19 protein-coding genes are annotated in these 17849 nt (G+C 44.4%); 8 read left to right on the plus strand and 11 right to left on the minus strand.

The features are described 5' to 3' along the window. Window positions 1-58: 58 nt before the first annotated feature. The 4 genes from KXJ80_RS16565 to KXJ80_RS16580 form a co-directional block, all read right to left on the minus strand. Window positions 59-1987, minus strand: coding sequence for an HD domain-containing phosphohydrolase (locus KXJ80_RS16565; RefSeq protein ID WP_047534633.1), 1929 nt, complete (start codon window positions 1985-1987; stop codon window positions 59-61). Between the two features lie 190 nt (window positions 1988-2177). Beyond that, window positions 2178-2993, minus strand: a complete 816-nt coding sequence (gene purU, locus KXJ80_RS16570) for a formyltetrahydrofolate deformylase (RefSeq protein WP_037416965.1) — start codon at window positions 2991-2993, stop codon at window positions 2178-2180. Window positions 2994-3206: 213 nt separating this feature from the next. Beyond that, window positions 3207-4688 (minus strand): PTS transporter subunit EIIC, encoded by a 1482-nt coding sequence (locus tag KXJ80_RS16575; RefSeq protein ID WP_099457817.1) that lies wholly within the window; start codon window positions 4686-4688, stop codon window positions 3207-3209. After that, the gene (locus KXJ80_RS16580; RefSeq protein ID WP_099457816.1) at window positions 4640-5104 is read right to left on the minus strand and encodes a flavodoxin; all 465 of its coding nucleotides are present in this window, start codon (window positions 5102-5104) and stop codon (window positions 4640-4642) included. The genes KXJ80_RS16575 and KXJ80_RS16580 overlap by 49 nt, the downstream gene beginning before the upstream one ends. A 127-nt stretch (window positions 5105-5231) precedes the next feature. Between KXJ80_RS16580 and KXJ80_RS16585 the strand changes: the two genes are divergently transcribed. Continuing rightward, window positions 5232-5405: a hypothetical protein gene (locus KXJ80_RS16585; RefSeq protein ID WP_052183963.1), complete on the plus strand. Its 174-nt coding sequence runs from the start codon at window positions 5232-5234 to the stop codon at window positions 5403-5405. Window positions 5406-5493: 88 nt separating this feature from the next. Here KXJ80_RS16585 and truC read toward each other — a convergent pair whose 3' ends face one another. Together truC and KXJ80_RS16595 are read right to left on the minus strand one after the other, a co-directional pair. After that, window positions 5494-6330, minus strand: a complete 837-nt coding sequence (gene truC / locus KXJ80_RS16590; protein WP_047534626.1) for a tRNA pseudouridine(65) synthase TruC — start codon at window positions 6328-6330, stop codon at window positions 5494-5496. Continuing rightward, entirely contained in the window at window positions 6317-6637 is a 321-nt protein-coding gene (locus tag KXJ80_RS16595; RefSeq protein WP_047534624.1) for a YqcC family protein, read from the minus strand. Before KXJ80_RS16595 ends, truC begins: the two co-directional genes overlap by 14 nt. Window positions 6638-6784: 147 nt before the next feature. Between KXJ80_RS16595 and KXJ80_RS16600 the strand changes: the two genes are divergently transcribed. Next, window positions 6785-7798: a DUF3549 family protein gene (locus KXJ80_RS16600; protein ID WP_037416706.1), complete on the plus strand. Its 1014-nt coding sequence runs from the start codon at window positions 6785-6787 to the stop codon at window positions 7796-7798. After that, entirely contained in the window at window positions 7795-8181 is a 387-nt protein-coding gene (locus KXJ80_RS16605; RefSeq protein WP_047534621.1) for a DUF3301 domain-containing protein, read from the plus strand. The genes KXJ80_RS16600 and KXJ80_RS16605 overlap by 4 nt, the downstream gene beginning before the upstream one ends. A gap of 1831 nt (window positions 8182-10012) precedes the next feature. Here the strand turns inward: KXJ80_RS16605 and KXJ80_RS16610 are convergent. Next, entirely contained in the window at window positions 10013-10318 is a 306-nt protein-coding gene (locus tag KXJ80_RS16610; RefSeq protein ID WP_037416696.1) for an Mpo1-like protein, read from the minus strand. Further along, on the minus strand, window positions 10311-10949 hold the full coding sequence (locus KXJ80_RS16615) for a GNAT family N-acetyltransferase (RefSeq protein WP_037416694.1): 639 nt from the start codon (window positions 10947-10949) through the stop codon (window positions 10311-10313). The genes KXJ80_RS16610 and KXJ80_RS16615 overlap by 8 nt, the downstream gene beginning before the upstream one ends. 145 nt (window positions 10950-11094) lie before the next feature. Here KXJ80_RS16615 and KXJ80_RS16620 point away from each other — a divergent pair, with 145 nt between their 5' ends. Continuing rightward, window positions 11095-11328 (plus strand): DUF2789 domain-containing protein, encoded by a 234-nt coding sequence (locus KXJ80_RS16620; RefSeq protein ID WP_037416690.1) that lies wholly within the window; start codon window positions 11095-11097, stop codon window positions 11326-11328. A gap of 39 nt (window positions 11329-11367) precedes the next feature. On the opposite strand, the gene KXJ80_RS16625 is transcribed toward KXJ80_RS16620, so the two are convergent. Then, complete coding sequence (locus tag KXJ80_RS16625) at window positions 11368-11766, minus strand: DUF3192 domain-containing protein (RefSeq protein WP_047534614.1); 399 nt, start codon at window positions 11764-11766, stop codon at window positions 11368-11370. A gap of 147 nt (window positions 11767-11913) precedes the next feature. Between KXJ80_RS16625 and KXJ80_RS16630 the strand changes: the two genes are divergently transcribed. Both KXJ80_RS16630 and KXJ80_RS16635 read left to right on the plus strand, forming a co-directional pair. Next, complete coding sequence (locus KXJ80_RS16630) at window positions 11914-12297, plus strand: hypothetical protein (RefSeq protein ID WP_172588835.1); 384 nt, start codon at window positions 11914-11916, stop codon at window positions 12295-12297. Continuing rightward, window positions 12297-13070: a Zn-ribbon-containing protein gene (locus tag KXJ80_RS16635; protein WP_047537015.1), complete on the plus strand. Its 774-nt coding sequence runs from the start codon at window positions 12297-12299 to the stop codon at window positions 13068-13070. Before KXJ80_RS16630 ends, KXJ80_RS16635 begins: the two co-directional genes overlap by 1 nt. A gap of 85 nt (window positions 13071-13155) precedes the next feature. Here KXJ80_RS16635 and syd read toward each other — a convergent pair whose 3' ends face one another. Then, window positions 13156-13806: a SecY-interacting protein gene (gene syd / locus KXJ80_RS16640; protein ID WP_047537012.1), complete on the minus strand. Its 651-nt coding sequence runs from the start codon at window positions 13804-13806 to the stop codon at window positions 13156-13158. A 59-nt stretch (window positions 13807-13865) separates the two neighbouring features. On the opposite strand from syd, the gene queF reads away from it, so the two are divergent. After that, window positions 13866-14726, plus strand: a complete 861-nt coding sequence (queF, locus tag KXJ80_RS16645; protein WP_037416675.1) for an NADPH-dependent 7-cyano-7-deazaguanine reductase QueF — start codon at window positions 13866-13868, stop codon at window positions 14724-14726. 47 nt (window positions 14727-14773) lie between these two features. Here the strand turns inward: queF and KXJ80_RS16650 are convergent, their stop codons facing one another. After that, the gene (locus tag KXJ80_RS16650; RefSeq protein ID WP_047537009.1) at window positions 14774-15718 is read right to left on the minus strand and encodes a LysR family transcriptional regulator; all 945 of its coding nucleotides are present in this window, start codon (window positions 15716-15718) and stop codon (window positions 14774-14776) included. 122 nt (window positions 15719-15840) lie between these two features. On the opposite strand from KXJ80_RS16650, the gene KXJ80_RS16655 reads away from it, so the two are divergent. Beyond that, window positions 15841-17832, plus strand: a complete 1992-nt coding sequence (locus tag KXJ80_RS16655) for an alkyl/aryl-sulfatase (protein WP_172590990.1) — start codon at window positions 15841-15843, stop codon at window positions 17830-17832. Window positions 17833-17849: the final 17 nt, after the last annotated feature.

Consider the following 17849-nt stretch of genomic DNA (forward strand, 5'->3'; position numbering starts at 1 on the left):
TTGCGGGATAACAAAATGCCAAGCAGCCTGCTTGGCATTTTTTATCTACTGAGTTCCGTTAAATTAAACGCTCGACATCCTGGCGTAACTTATTCGCCATTGCTATTGCACGCCAGCCGATTACGCCTATTGCATGTTGCGCCTTATTCACAACCACCAAAAACTCAGAGTCAGACTCATTAAGTTGCTGCAGCGCATCTTCTGAAGTCGCCACATCACTAATTAAAGGAACAGAATGCTCCATGATTTGATGAGCTTTTTTACGCAAAAAAGCCCTATCCTGTTCTCGCTCGGCTGCACTGCCAATGAGGGGGCTGAGCCAGTAGTCCAATAATCTTTGGGTGATAACGCCAATGAGGTGATGTTCTTCATCCTGTACAACCGCCACCTTAGCATGGGCGTGAGCAAGTAGTCGTTTAATGTCGGCTAACTCATGGTCCAAAGTGACTGTCACTACCGGGTCTAGCGCGGCAGAACCGATATGATCGCTAATACTAATTTCACGGTTAATAAGTACCTCTAAACAGGTTTCAACTATATCAGGATCAAATAAGGTCCCTTTACCCGCCCGAAGCACTTCTGTCATCTTCGCCAATCCCAATGAAGGACGATAGGGTCGGTGTGATAGGATTGAATCAGCAACATCGGCAACGGCAATAATTTTAGCCTCATAGAGAATCGCTTTATCCTTTAATCCCAAGGGATAACCCGATCCATCAAGCCGCTCATGATGCTGTAATATCATTTGTTTAATCGGCCAGGGAAATTCGACATCCTCTACAATTTCCGCTCCATGTTGTGGATGAGTTTGAATTAAGGCGTATTCTTCTTTGGATAATTTTGAAGGTTTAGTCAAAATCTGTGATGGTATTGCAAGCTTTCCTATGTCATGCACCAGTGCACCAATTTTTAGCCCCTCTAAACGCTGCGGCTCAAGCCCGAGCTTTTCACCTATAAGATAGCTTAATTGGGCCACCGACTTTTGATGCCCCGCGGTATAGGCATCCTTAAGTTCTAATGCCTCGGAAATGGCGCTGATAAGCTGGGTTAACGATTGGGATAATTGCTCCTTTTGCGCCTTAATAATTTTGGACTGCCGCGATACTGCCCGTAAACTGCGGGGAAGCTCAATCGAATGCCATAAAATACTCGCAAAAGTGAGCAATGAGCGGGCATCTTGACGACTGTAGGGGTCACTTCGCCCAACGACGCAAATAATTCCCATCAACCGATTTCGAAATAAAATGGGCACCGCTAAATAGCGTTCCTCAAGCAGTAATTTATCGAATACTCCCTGAGCATTCGCGGGCCTACCTAGGCTATTTTTAATGATGGGCTTAAAGTTTTGAGCGCATTCAAGCCAGACAAGACTTTCAGTTTCAGGAGCTTGAGTCTCTTCTTCGACAATTTCTGGCAGGTCAATCTTAGATTGAGGATATTGGGTTCTGGCCGCCAAGCTAAGCAATTTCGATTTTTCGTTATGTAAAAGAATAAACCCATACCGACTACTGCTGAGTGCGACAGATTTGGCTACCGCAACCCGGAAAACATCCTCAGGTGAAGACCTAATCACTTCTTCAATATGCTGCAACCAAACATCGCTCGCTTGGATTACACGGCGATAATCTACGTGCAATTCTTTAATTTTGGGATCTTTAAAATTTATCTCAGATAAGATCAAGTACCATCCATTTTCAGGAACTGCATGCAAAGCGAAATGCACATTTGCGCCATTATTGTCCTGTAACTGGAAGCCTATATAGCCACCGCTACGATGCTCAATATCTGCACATAAATCAGTATCAAAAGCACTGAATAACTGGCAAATAGGTTTATTAATGATTTGCGCTGCTGAGCGGTTACAGCGCTCATAAAAGGCTTGGCTCATTTTCTGAACACGAAACTCTTTATCGAGTTGTGCCCAAGACAAATGCAAACCATCGGGGAGATCCATCGTTCCGACAATTAGACCGCGATTTGTTGACATCCAACCTCCATCCTTGATTAAAAATAGGAATGTAGACTCAAAAACTCATTAGGACATAAACAAAGTAAAAATCCTATTAAACATAAGGATAGCAAAGCGAATATAAGCCGCAGACTAAAACTGAAACATAAGATCCCCATCACGGTATGCGCGGGAGTATGTTGGGGATACTCAAATCAAATTTTACACCCTAAAACACTATGGTTTTATTGCCGTAAACCACCACTTGCTCATTTAACACTAATTGCAACGCCTTGCTGAGAACACTTTTTTCAACGTCTCGGCCCGCTTTGGCCATTTCGAGTGCACTGTAACTATGATCAACGGGGATCACATCCTGTTTGATAATCGGCCCTTCATCGAGGCAATTATTCACAAAATGCGCCGTCGCACCGATAATTTTCACCCCACGTTCCCAGGCTTGGCGGTAAGGAGCTGCACCAATAAAGGCTGGTAAGAAAGAGTGATGGATATTGATGATACGGTTTGGATATTCGGCAACAAAATCCGGCGTCAGCACCCGCATATACTTGGCAAGCACCAGATAGTCTGGCGCGTATTGCGACACCGCGGCCAACAACGCCTGCTCATGTTGAATTCTGTCGAGTCCTTCATGACTGACGAGATGAAAAGGAATATCAAACTTTTCAACAAGTTCTTTAAGTACATCGTGGTTGCCCACTACGGCGGCAATCTCAACATTTAAACCGCCATAATACGCTTTCATCAAGAGGTCGCCGAGACAATGTGCTTCTTTAGTGACTAAAATAACAATGCGTTTCTTACCCGCACTCACTAAGGTCATATGATTTGGAACGGGTAATACTTGACGCAGATCCTGCAATAATTGCTCGCTGTTAAAGTGCCCCTCAAGCTCAGTGCGCATAAAAAATCGTCCCTGCGCATTATCCACAAATTCACTGTTTTTGATGATGTTAAGCTGATGGTTAAAGCAAACACTGGTGATTTTGGCGATAAGCCCTTGGGCATCGGCGCAATCTGTCATCAGGATTTTACGTGCTAAGGCGGGTTGTGCGTTGGATACTACATGCTGTGACTGCAAAATCTGATCTCCTCTATGGTCCCTCACTTGAGTGTGCCATAGCCAATCCACTGATACAGCATGAAAAGCTAACTTTTTGTGTTAAAAAGTGAATTTATTGTGAGTTAACTTTATTAAACACAATAAATCAGTGATTAATTTTAATAAGCTGCAATGCTAACGCCGTGTATCTAAATAACGCTGCAACACTTTACGCAGAGTTTCAGCCTTAGTGCCATAGACCACTTGCACACCTTTCCCCATCACAATCACTCCCTTCGCGCCTAGCTGACTGAGTCGAACTTTATTAACTAACTCAGGGCTATGCACACTCAAACGTAATCGCGTTAAACAGGCATTGAGTTCAACGATGTTATCGCGACCACCTAATGCCGCAATAATTGCTCTTAAGCTCTCTTTGGAGCGATTGGCGTCATAGGATTCAAGCCGCCCTGGCGTTTTTAAATTAAATGCCAGAATACTTCCCCTAAACAAAATGTAATAAATCACCGCCGTAAGCGGCCCTAAGACTGCAAACCATCCTGTATTGCGGGACAAGGAAAATAGCAAAGTGAAGTCAACCAGTCCGTGGGAAAATACAATACTATGGTGAATATCAAGCATAATGCAGACAGAGTAAGCCAAGCCCGCCAGCATGACATGGATAAGAAACAAGATCGGCGCCACAAACATAAAGGCAAACTCAATTGGCTCAGTCACACCTGTTAACCAACTGGCTGCCGCAGCGGAAAGCATAATACCCGCCACACGATTTCGCTCCGAGGCATCAGCGCAGCGCCAAATGGCCAGTGCAGCTGCTGGTAATCCCCACATTTTAATCAGGTAGCCCCCCGCTAAATTCCCAGCTTGCGGATCACCCGCTAAATAACGCGCCACTTCACCGCGTACCACTTCTGCGTCCTGCAACTGATATTGGCCAACTTCTAAATAAAATGGTGCATTCCAAATATGATGTAGCCCTAAGGGAATGAGTAAACGCTCAAGCGCACCATAAACACCAAACGCAATTGCAGGCTTTTGGTATACAGCCCAATCAGAGACTCGCTCAATCAATAAGGAGATTGATGGCCATGCATGGGCGAGTACATAACCTAACCCCATAGCCAACGGAATGATCAATAAAGAGGCGCTACGCCGCCCTTCGAAAAAGGAAAAAATCGCTGGCAGGCGAATATATTGGCTCCAACGCACCGCAAAGCAAGTCACGCCGCCAATCAGCATGCCGCCAGCAATCCCAGTATCTAAGGTATCCATGCCAAGAACTAACTGAGTTGGCAATTGGTATAGGTCAGCTAAAGCAGCCAAGGTTGCTGTCAACACCCCATAGCCAAACACCGCGGTAAATGCAGCAATCCCTTGATCTCGACAAAAACCAATCGCCACCGCCACCGCAAACAAAATCGGCATAATCGCGAAGATCAGCTTACCCACAGCCAGCATTAATACATTAAGTACTTCAGGCATAAAGGGGATTGGGCTTACCGTCAACCCCAACATAACCCCAGCCGCGGGTAAAATGGCAATAGGGATTAACAGCGCTTGGCTTAAGCGCTGAGCAAATTTAAACCACTGCTGAGTGACCAAATGGCCTAAGCGGCGCGCTCGGATTTGACGATTTGGTTCCAGCTTTGCAGCCATTTTATCGCTTCGACCTCAGGTTCCATGGTTTCACAGGCGTCAATATCGAGACGCTCCACAACGGCTTTTGCGCCTAATTCACTCAGCAATGCATCCACTGACTTGCCTGCACCACAAAAGGTATCGTAACTTGAATCTCCCAGCGCAATAACACTGTATTTCAGCTCTGGCAAATAGGGCGCTGTTATTTGGAGATGATAAAACCAAGGCTGGATATCATCGGGTAAATCCCCCTGCCCGGTGGTTGAGGTGACAACCACTAACAGCTCATCCTGTGGTGGTGTAAATTGGCTAATTTCATTCGGTTGCCACAATCTGGCTTCATAACCAAGTTCTGTCAGCGCTTTTTCTAAGGTTTCGGCGGTAAATTGTGCGCTACCATACACAGTGCCAAAGATCAGATTAACTTTTTTCATGATATACTCCGTCCCACATGCGTAAACGCAACTCAGCTGAAGTTACTTTATTGTTATGCTTTAGGGCAAGCAACAAGGTAAAATTTTATAAATTAAATCAAGTTATTGAGCATGAGGAACTAAACTGATGCGACAGAGCAATAGGCAAAAACACCTCAAGCACCAACATAAAAGCACTCAAATTAGACGTAAACATTACTTTCATGCCGCCCAGCAAAACCTGCAAACGCCACTTAAGCCCACCACGGGATTTTCAAGCTTAGTCACCTTAATGCAACAACTAAAGCTAGCGAGTCGTTAAGCTGTTAACATCAGGGCCAACAGCAAGTAAACAGGCCACACGATCTTAGTCACGCAAATAAACACGTGGCGACCTAATACATTTCAGCTTAACCCGCAATCAATATGCTGGGTGTGGAAGATAATGCGCTATCATCCCAACCTAGGCGAGCAAAAACGGTTTCCCATTCTGGCTCAAGCTCTGTTTCAATGCTTAAGCGCTCATGGGTTATCGGGTGAGTGAAGGTTAATTTTTTCGCAATCAACCATAGTCGATTGATGTCAAAATGGGTTCTAAAAAATGCATTTTGCTTACCATCACCATGGGTGGTATCACCAATAATCGGATGACGTAAGTGCGCCATATGGCGTCTTAGTTGATGCTTGCGCCCCGTTTTAGGACTCAGTTTAACTAAAGCAAATCGACTCGTTGCATAACGTCCTGACGGATAGGGGATTTCAGCATTGAGTAGCGGTTCATATTGAGTCACCGCTTCTTGGGCTGCTTTATCTTGATTTGAGAACTTATCCGCCACTTCATCCAATTCAACCTTGAGCGCATAATCCAATACACCACTCTCGTGCATATTGCCACGCACCAACGCTAGGTACTGTTTTTCGATACTATGGTCGGCAAATTGTTCGCAAAGCGCGTTAGCCACTTCACTATTTTTGGCAAATAACAACACGCCAGAGGTCGGTCTATCTAAACGATGTACCGGAAACACATGACACCCCACCAGATCGCGTGTTAATTGCATCGCAAAAAAACGTTCACGGCGTGCCAAATAACTGCGATGTACCAGCAATCCCGCAGGTTTGTGGATAGCAACGAGATGATCGTCTTGATATAAAATGTGCAGTTCAGGCGCGGCTTCTACATCATCACTATCGGTATTCAATTGCTTACTCTCTGGCATATCTAACCAGATATCATCTTGGTTCATTTAACAATATATCCAATTCATTTAAGACACCGATTAAGGGTGCTAATGTCGCCTGCTCAGACCACACATGTTCAGCCATAGGCGCAATGGCAATTTGGCTAGGCAAGGGTTGTCCAGCATCGATCAATGCTTGCATTCGCGGGATAAAGATAAACTGCAGCCATTGTTCAAACGACATAAGATCGCAGGCAAACGGCGCAGTACTGGCCATCGCTTTATCACTTGGCGCATTGGCCGACCAAAGTCCAACACGTTGGAGCTCGTGAATAATTTGGGCTAATTTTATTTGAGTTTGGCTGTAAAGCATCAATGTAACGTCCTTTAGCTCGCGGTCAATAGAAGATAACACTCAGCGACAGGGGGCGATAAAAGTGTGGCAATCATACCATCGTGAACAACTTCCCCCTATAATGTCGCCAATTTATTGAGCCTTTTTGATTGATATAGCAGCCAAATGACTGAAATTACTACGCTTAGCCAATTTTTAACGACAGCCAAAACCCAATTCCAAGTCTATGAACTGGGTCGAAGGGTACAGCACATCGATATGTTGGCCTTCCATCAAATCGAATCTCTAGCCACACCTTATCCCTACCCTATTCAAGGCCATGCACAGTTTGCCATTGTTTTTTGGAATGAAAGCCAGCAGCATTTTATTTGGTTCCTCAAGCTTCCTTTAGATGAGCAAGGTCTACTCTCGCCTGCACCCCGTTCACAATTTATTGAAATGGTGCTCACGGCACTGGGACAAGATCCAACTCAGCCATTAACCGATGAACAGCAGGATCGCCTCGCCAATAATCCATTTAGTTTTAAACCTAGCCAAGAGAAACTAGCGTTATTCAACGCCTTAGTGCGTAAGCAATTAGGGTTAAAGGCATCAATCCAATATGAATTTGCCATGCAATACTTATCAGGCCAAATTGCTCCGAGTGAATGGCAACATATTGGCCTGCAAGGTTTGAGTGATGTTTGTGTCCGTCTCAATGAATTAGATCATGAGCAACATATCCTTGCCAGTTTTGACCATGCCGCCATTGAAGTGCAAATCGCTCTATGCCAGTGCCTCGAACATCTACAGTTGACTGAGGCTATTGCGGAGAAGATCTTTAGTAAGTTCATCAAGGCACCTAATGAGTACCAATCCTATTACATGCGAGCATTAGCATCACAGTCTGAATTAAGCCAACAAGCCTTAGCCCACTTACAGCATACAGACCAGCTTGATGCAAACGCCCTCATCAGTATTGCAGGTCGAAATTGGTCGATACTAAAGCAAGAGCTGAGTCGCAGTATTTACTTAGAAGCACTTGCACTTCAGCCGCAAGCCTTTTTTAATCAGGTCTTTGCTGATATTGTGGCTATTCCTAATTTACGCAATCACTTACTGCGTGAATTACGAAATCCCAATCGTAGTGTTCAACTATCACAAGCCATTGGTGGCTTGTTTAAGGCTGCAAGTAAATGATGTCAGATCTTCTGTTAATTATTGCGCTGATTGTCGTTGCCGCTTTCTTTTGGCAACTTCGTCAAATGGCAGAATTAAGCCGTATTTTTGCTGAAAAAGAATGCTGTAGACAAAAAGTACAACTATTGGCGATCGCAATGGAAACCGCTCGTCCTAGCCTTGGCGGCACTACCGGGATCTGTTGGAAGGCAAAGTATCTGTTCGAGTTCAGCACAGATGGTATAAATCAATATCGTGGCCATATATGGATGCTAGGTAAAAAAATTCAAAAGATTGAATGGCCTATATTCCCAGAACCCGAATGGCAAGAAGCACCGACGACGAAAGGTAAATTTGGTGGCTGTGGGAGCCAAAGTAGTTGTAGCTCGGGCAAGTGTCATTAAGTCACTGCCGTTGACCTTTGAGCTGAATTGATAACGCCAAGCCGTATTGATAACACTCAGCCATAGCGCGGCTCAACATCTGCATCATCTGTATGAATACCAAAAAGAAAGGGCGTGATCCTAAGATCACGCCCTTCTGTTCTTTGTTAAGCTATCCCGCTATTTTCGTGCTCCCTGCACCATCCATGCGTCAACTTGCATCCTGCATCATCCCTGTTCAATCCTTGATATCTCCCTGTACTCAAGTACATCCCTATTTCTTGGCGTTCCTTTTACCAAGCTTGCTCTTTCCTGAGCGGTTCCAGCATCATCCATGAAATAGGTTAAGTTGCCTCCTTTCTGCTGCACTCCTTGTGCCATCGCAATCCTGTGCAACTAGGCTATCTATCCGTGATAGTCTATCCTTCCGTGGTTCGTAACGCTTTCATCCTGAAAGTCTTTCCTTACCATTCCGTGAGTGTTAATCCATTAAACACTGTCCGGCCATCCTGACCGCTAACATCCTGTTGTCTCTCGCTCCCTCTGCAAATGAATCTTAGGATAGTCATGATGAAATTTGCGCTAGTTAAAATAAAAAGATAAACCGCAATAATAACGACATAATTAAAAGCAAAAGCTAACACACTGATTAAACTATATTTGATGGAATATGACGGTTTTTATCAGTCAAAAAACTTACAAATTACTTACATACTTGTGAGACATATCTCACAAAGAAACTGGCAATTTTAATCCTCTCAACTAATTTAGTTTGCTTGCCAAGAAAGACTCAGAACCAACCAAGCTGTAAATCGCCGCATAAAGGAGCAATAATCGACAATCTCTTTTATCCCACTACCGTTAAAATTATAAAAATGGACATTTTGACACAGAATTATGAACAGCCTCTAAGCGACGCCAAGTTCCATATACTTTGGTTAGTATCAACCTCTAGAACCAAGCAACTCAAAAGTATCATTGCGCATTGTTATCAATGTATAAGCGGGTTGATATTACAATCTTGATAAGCTGTGAACTGGGTGATTGGACGGATTTGCAATTCAATATTTATAAGATGCCTAGATACAAGCTGCAGCTTCAAAAGACAAAAAAGAAAAGGGCGTACTGTGTACGCCCCATTTATTCTCTGTAAGCCATCCTGCTTATTTGTGCTCCCTGCACCATCCATGCGTTTACGTGCATCCTACAGCATCCCTGTATCCCTAATCCTCCCTGTGTTATGGCTTAACCATAACACTCAATCCTTTGACCCGGAAATCCTATTCCGGCACCAGTCACATCCTATGACTCATTCCATAATGCATCCTGCTCAATGCCTTCCATAGACGAGTACAAGCTGTTCACCCTTATACTTATCCCTTAACTCGATACATCCTGCACCGAGTACATGCTTAATCCTTAAGCTTGTACTTTATCATCCTGAAACCTGTCGTCCTAACAAGTATTATATCCTGTATCATCCTTGACAAAGCTATCCTGCTTTTCCTTAGCCTATCCTTGGTTTATGACAGTTTTCCTACCGCCAGAGGTTCAAATCCAAGAACCTAAATTAGTTGCTTCTTGCGTCCGTTTCGCCCGTATTGCAATCCGTGCTATCCATGTGTTTTGGCGACAAATAAATTCTACGTGAATTCTGTCTTTGTTGTTCCCCCATAAGAACAACAACCCGGGAAAATCTCATTCAACCAGCAAAGTGGAATTTATAACAAATTGAAATTAAATAACTTTTAAAACTACAGATTATAAAACAATCAAAAAGAAAACATATTGTCTTACAGGCTTTGTAAGCGATCTCTCACACGCTTGTCAGCTTCTTACCGGAATATCAGATTCAATACTTTACTTTTCCCAAAAGAATTTGGACAAACATCACCCAATCCCCCATCAAGCTGTACAAAGGATATTGAAAGGTCGCAGGTCGATTACGCTCAAAGACAAAATGACCAACCCAAGCAAATCCATATCCCACAAGCGGGATCAGCATCAACAACCACCATGCGGCAGTGATAAATGCAGCCCCTAATAAAAACAATACCAGAATACTTCCAATAAAATGTAGCCGCCGACAACGACTGTCTTGATGCTGGGAGAGATAGAAAGGATAAAACTCAGCGAAAGAGCGATAACGTTTATTCATCTTGTTGGCCTGTATAAAAAAGTAATTGCCCAGCCACACCACCAATAGTCAATTCACCCAAGAAAACAAAATCATGTTGTTTAAATAAATGCATATGAGCTTCCTGCGAGGTGAATACCCCAATACCTTCAAGATTTGGCTGCTCATCGCACCAACTCACTACCGCTTGAACAAGTTGATGGCCCAGCCCTTTACCTTGCTCGTTTGGCGCTAAGGCAATAAATTGCAAAATCCCACAACGCTGGCTGGGTAACAGTTCCAAAATAATCGATTCCTTTTTCATCATAGCTTGGGTCGATTGCCACCCCGTACCCAGCAACATTTTGAGCCGCCAGTGCCAATAGCGACCTTCTCCGAGTGGCACTTCTTGGGTGACAACGCAAGCAACCCCCACTAAATGAGCACCATCGAAGAGTCCGATTAAGGCCTGCTTTTGTTGCCATAGAGTATTGAGTTCTTCGCGAATTGCGGCGCGTAATTTTTGTTCGTAGGCAAATTTATCCGCGGTGGATAACGCATTAATGAAAAAGGGATCATCATGATACGCATTGTAGATAATTGAAGCGGCCAAGCGTAAATCTTCTGCGGTGAGATAAACGGCACGATACTCATCCAAGGTTTTATTGTCCATTGTTAGAATTCCTTGATTTAGATCACACTCTTATGAGTCTTTATCAATGTATCAAGGAAACAAAAAAGTGCAAATTTTAATCATCGATTGCATTTCCTAAAGAGATGCATAACCTAGATAAAAAGCTAACCAAGGGAGAGATCGAATGGATACTACGCCAATTGATTTAAGCCATCTATTTGAACAACTGGGATTAGAGAGCCAACCCAATGCTATTGCGCAATTTATTGCGACTCACAAGCTGGCAGCACAAATACACTTAACTGAAGCGCCTTTTTGGACACAAGCGCAAAAGAGTTTTCTCACCGAAGCGTTAGAGGCTGATGCACAATGGACCGAACTGATTGAGCAGCTTGATGCTCAGTTAAGAAAGCCCTAATTTTTTAGGGCTTTCAAGTATATTTTGGGGCAGTTGGGGTTAAATCTTTTGATACGCAGTGTCGCCCCAACCGACTAAAACATGGTTACTCAACACTACAGGCGTACATTCATCCTTAGTGGTTTTACCATCGCTATGGGAGTGCTGAGTGCGATAAAAGAGGACCAACACTTCTTTGTCTGCTTGTCCTGCGCTTTGTTGTAAATAGGACTCGCTAAAGTCTGCTGCTCCCATTAGCGTCATCACTTGGTCTTTGCTCATGCCAAGGCTGAGCTTAGTCAGATTAGTGCGGTTTTTATCCTGTGTTTTTTCCCAAGATTCGCTGCTATCCCACTTAGATTCACCATCGCCGACATTGACCACACAACCGCTAAGACCTAAGCTTGCTAACCCTAAAAACGTGACCGCGATGAGTTTGCGATTAATATTTGCGTTCATATTATGACTTCCTGTGTACTTGTTATAAAAATTGTTAAAAAGCAAAATCAATGCCAAACAGCAATACATTGATTTATAAGAACTAAAATAACCACATCACAGTAAGTTAGTGAAAAACACGATATACATTAAGGAATTTCACTTATTATGAGTCCCATTGACCAAGTGTTAGCAGCAGCCTGCGCACTCGAAGCCAGCGGTAAAACACCAAGCCTTGCCCTGATAAAAAGCCGTGTCGGTAACAAAATCCCTATGCCAATATTAATCCAAGGATTACAGCAATTTAAATCGGTACCTAAAGCCGAGCGGGAACGTTTAGCGGCCCAATCACAGCCCGTGGTTGAAGAAACACATACAGCCGAAGCTTCGCCACTCACAGTCGCCACATTGGCGCAACAGTTAGCCCAGTTGCAACAAGGCATTGAACAGGCCCTCGCGTTAAAAAACAACGAGATCATGCAACTCAGAAATGAACTTATCGAGCTGAAACAACGTGTCAGTCAACTCGAATCCCAAGGAAAATCCGCTTAATGTTTGTCACCGAATTGCGCTTTGAATGCTTTGCCGATACAACCATCAGTGCGGCAGAACGTGCCATCAATCAATTACTCGAAGCCTATCGCGCTAATGGTCAAATCCTCGGCCGCGAATTTGCCGTAGCCTTTAATGAGGGCGAATTTCGAGTACGTCTACTCACGCCGGAAAAAAACAGTTTGGCCCATCGTTACCACAGCCCTTGGGTGAAAAAAGCGCTGGCGGAATTAACCGAGGCTAAACTACTGGCGCCACGTGAAAAGTTTATCGGTCAGGATATTAATTCTGAGGTCAGTAACACTGAGCCACCCAGCTGGCAGTTGCTCTACACTAGCTATGTGCATATGTGTTCCCCCCTGCGTAGTGGTGATAACTTATTGCCTATTCCGCTGTATCAAATCCCTGCGACCTTTAATGGCGATCATAAGCGAGTTATCCGCTGGCAAACCGAGTGGCAAGCCTGTGATGAGTTACAAATGGCGGCCGCCACTAAGGCAGAGTTTGCAGCGCTAGAAGAATTATCGAGCCCAAACAGTGATTTATTTAGACGAGGTTGGGACTTACGTGGCCGAATCGAATACCTTACTAAAATTCCCACTTACTATTATTTGTATCGCGTCGGAGGGCAGGATCTGCAATCTGAGCTGGCACGCCTCTGCCCGCGTTGTGGCAGCCACGACTGGAAACTCGATGAACCGCTATTAGATATGTTCCACTTTCGCTGCGAACCTTGCCGCATAGTGTCTAACTTGTCTTGGGATCATCAATAGCCTTGCCTTATTGAAGCGTAAACTCGACAGGCTAGATATGCATGTCGAGTTTACTATCTTTAGGCCTTGCTGCATTTCAACGCGCTTAACGCTTACCAATCAGGTTGTGCCACATACGTTTAAAGCTGGCAAAAATCCCAGGATGCTCGAGCGCTGGCATAGGCAATTCTTCATGTTTCACGGGCGGCGCGATACGTGGCGATAACGCCTCAATAAACGCCGCTAAACTCGGCGCCAATTGGGTAGAGGGAAGCTCGCCGGGGATTTCCACCCATACACTACCATCGGCATTATCCACCGTTAGCATCTTATCGCCCTCATCAAGCAAACCAATAAACCAGGTGGGCGGTTGCTTAAGTTTTTGCTTCATCATTAAGTGACCGATAATATTTTGCTGCAACGCGTCAAAATCCACCTCGTTCCATACCTGTAGTAATTCTCCTGTGCCCCATGGTGAATCAAATAGCACGGGCGCCGCAAAATACTCACCATAGAAGTAATTGATATCAGACCATAATTTAAGTTCAAGTGCATGCTCAACATTCGCAAAGCTGCCTACTTGTTCACGTTTAACAGGTAACCAGCTCACCGCCTCATCGGATGATTCATCAAACTCTCCTTGAATGCACAAAGATGGCTCACCTCGCGGGTAATATCGCGGTAATTCGCCTAAAGTTGATAGGTAAGACTGATGATAGTTTTGCAAAAATTTATCGAGAGCAGGCAGACAAGACACTTAAGCACAATCCAATTTCGGGTATAATGTGCGCCTATTTTGACATGGAAACAGTATTGATGACACAGAATCACGATCCCTATAGTGATGCAAAAGAACTTGCGAGCTTAACTTTAGGTAAAGCTACTGATTACCAAGCCGAGTATGATGCATCGCTGCTGCAAGGGGTTCCTCGCTCACTTAACCGTAACGCTATCAACCTGACTGCGGAGAGTTTACCTTTCCACGGAGCCGATATCTGGACGGCCTATGAGCTGTCTTGGCTAAATGCCAAGGGTAAACCTATGGTGGCTATCGCCGACATTCAGCTAAGTCATGCAAGCCAAAATCTGATCGAGTCAAAATCCTTCAAACTGTATTTAAACAGTTTTAATCAAACCAAGTTCGACAATCTCGATGCGGTGCAAAAAACCTTAGTTAAAGATCTAAGTGAATGTGCCCAAGGCGATGTTAACGTTAAGATTATTGAGCCTAAAAGTTTTGGAATTCAACGTGTCGTCGAACTGCCAGGCACTTGCATTGACGATCTGGATATTGAAGTCAGTGATTATGATTTTAATCCTGATTATCTTGAAAACAGCACAGATGAAAAACAGATTGTCGCTGAGACACTCAATTCTAATCTATTGAAATCAAACTGCTTAATTACCTCTCAACCCGATTGGGGCAGTGTGATGATCCGTTATCAAGGGCCAAAAATCGATCGCGAAAAATTACTGCGCTATTTGATTTCGTTCCGCCAACATAATGAGTTTCACGAACAATGTGTCGAGCGAATTTTTGTCGACCTAAAACATTACTGTCACTGTGCTAAGTTAACTGTATACGCCCGCTACACCCGTCGTGGCGGCTTAGACATTAACCCCTACCGCAGTGACTTTGAGCATCCGGGTGAAAGCCACAGGTTAGCCAGACAGTAATAGATACCTTCTTACAACAATAAGATAAACACGCAAAAAGCGCTGATTCACTCGCTACGAGCCTGAACCAGCGCTTTTTCATTTGTTGTCATGGTACTGGCACTAAGTAATAAGCTTCGTAACCATTGATGACTCGGGTTTTGGGTATATTTACTGCTCCACACCATATATAAATCAATTGGTCTTGTTTTTAGTGGCATAGGTAGTATTTGTAGGCCAAACATTTCAGCGTATTGACTGGCATAACGTAAAGGGGCGATACCTATCGCCTCACTTTTACCTACGGTTGCAAACATACTTAATAGAGAGGACTGTTCACTGTACATCCTGCGCCTTGGTAACACGCCTTCAGTAAACAAATCCCCCGCCGTCAAATTAAAACGCCGCAAATTTAAAAATACGTGTTTCTCCTCAAAATACTGTTGATGAGTAATGGCTCCATGAATACGAGGATGCTGCTTACTGGCAATACAGACTAAACTTTCAGTAAAGAGTAATTTGCTTGAGAGCAAAGTTTGCTGAGCGGGTTTAATATCGATCGCCACCGCAACCCGCTCAAGCAAGATATCACGATATAACTCAGCCTCCTGTGGCGGCGACTCACGAAAAATCACTTCGATATCCGCATCCAACAATAAAGCTTGCACACCTGCTTGCAGCGTTTCAATAACCGACTCATTGGCATATACATAAAAGCGCCGCTGGCTTGAGCGGGGATCAAAATGCTCAAACCCAAGTAATACGGTTTCGATATCGGCCATGGGTTGCTCAAACTTGCGATACATCTCTCGAGCTACTGCGGTTGGTTCAATTCCACGCCCAACCCGAGTAAACAGCGACTCTCCTACCCATGATCTCAATCGGCCAATGGCATTACTCACGGAAGACTGAGTTAAATCTAACTCCTGCGCCGCTTGGGTAAACGAACGTGTACGATAAACCACCATAAACACACGTAATAAGTTTAAATCTAACGGCTTTTGTGTCGGCATAGGGAAAACACTCATTCACAAGATAAATATTACAACCCAAGCTAACTCGAGTTATCTAAATATACAAGCTGGCTATACTCAAACCATCAACGACACAATCCCACTTATCGGTAGGTAAAATGATGCAAAAATCTTTGATGACAATCAGTATTCTCGCCAGCTTCTCCTTAAGCGCAGTCGCCGCTGAACACGAGCATGAACACATCAGCCTGCACTATCAAGGCAAGCCTGCTACCAAACAAACCATAGAGGTGAACAAGGCCACAGCAGCCACCCTTAACTTTGCCGATAAAAAAGCCTTTGAAGCGTTTTCGAAGAATCTTATCGCCGAACTCGATGAACCTACGGCAGCGATTTTACGGGCCGATTTCAGCTTTATTGGCGATAAAACTCCTGACACAGTTAACCCGTCACTGTATCGTCAAGCCCAGCTGAATATGGTGTCTAACGGCTTATACAAGGTCACCGACGGCATCTATCAAGTGCGCGGCACCGACTTAGCCAACTTAACCCTTATCCGCGGTAAAACAGGCTGGATCCTGTATGACGTGCTACTCACCAAAGAATCGGCAAAGTTGTCCCTTGAATTTGCGCTTAAACATTTACCAGAGGGCAATGATTTACCTGTGGTCGCGATGATTTATTCCCACAGCCATGGAGATCATTTTGGCGGTTCCCGCGCCATTAAAGACATGTTTCCAAACGTCAAAGTCTATGGTTCCCATAACATCACCAAAGAAATTGTTGACGAAAACGTCCTCGCAGGAAATGCCATGAGCCGCCGCGCCGCCTATCAATACGGCGCCACATTAGAGCGAAACGAACAAGGCATTGTCGATGCCGCACTTGCCAAAGGCTTATCCAAAGGCGAAGTCACCTATGTAAAACCCGATATCACCCTTAACAGCAAAGATAAATGGGAAACGCTGACTATCGATGGTATCGAAATGGTGTTTATGGACGCCTCGGGCACCGAAGCTGCGTCGGAAATGGCCACCTATATTCCCTCAATGAAGGCCCTATGGACGGCTGAACTCACCTACCATGGCATGCACAACATTTACACCTTACGTGGGGCAAAAGTACGGGATGCCATCAAATGGTCTAAAGATATCAATGCATTGCTAACACGCTTTGGTGATGATGCGCAGGTACTGTTTGAAGCCCACTCCGCGCCCGTGTTTGGTAATACGGATGTCAACGCCTACTTAAGAATGCAAAGGGATAACTATGGCCTAGTCCATAATCAAACCCTGCGTTTAGCCAATAATGGGGTGGGTATTCAAGATATTGGCGATGCGATTCAAACCACAATCCCCAAAGCCGTGCGCGATACTTGGTACACCAATGGTTATCACGGCACCTATAGCCACAATGCTAAAGCCGTGTACAACATGTATTTAGGCTATTTTGATATGAATCCGGCCAACTTAAACCCACTACCCACAAAGGATGAATCCGCCAAATTTGTTGAGTATATGGGCGGCGCTAACGCCGTGCTTAAACATGCCAAAACCGACTATGCCAAAGGCGAATACCGTTTTGTAGCCACCGCACTCAATAAAGTGGTGATGGCAGAACCTAATAACACTGAAGCCAGACAATTACTTGCCGATACCTATGAACAACTGGGTTATCAAGCCGAAGGCGCTGGCTGGCGCAATATTTATCTGACGGGTGCCCAAGAGTTACGCGCAGGAGTCCAGCCCGGTGCACCTAAATCAGCCTCAGCTGATATTTTAGGTGAAATGGATATCTCAACCCTGTTTGACTTTCTCGCCGTCAAAGTCGATAGCATCAAGGCCGCTGAGCTTGGGCTGTTAAGGCTTAATGTGATTAATCCTGACACTAAAGAAACGCTCTATGTAGAGCTAAGCAATGGTAATTTAAGCAATATTCAAGTTGATAAGCCGATGGAGGCTGATACCAATCTTTATATTGATAAGCGTTATATTACCGGTATTTTACTCGGTAAAACGACCCTTAAAGACTTGCTGGCTAACGGCAGTGCCAAACTGGAAGGCGATAAAACCGCTTTCGGTAAAATTATGTCAACCTTAGTCCAGTTCGATGCCAACTTTGAAATTGTCCCACTACCGCCGATTACCAAGTAGATAATTCAACGCCCTGA

Origin of the sequence: Shewanella xiamenensis, from assembly GCF_024971755.1 — a bacterium.
GTDB classification, from domain to species: Bacteria; Pseudomonadota; Gammaproteobacteria; order Enterobacterales; family Shewanellaceae; genus Shewanella; species Shewanella xiamenensis.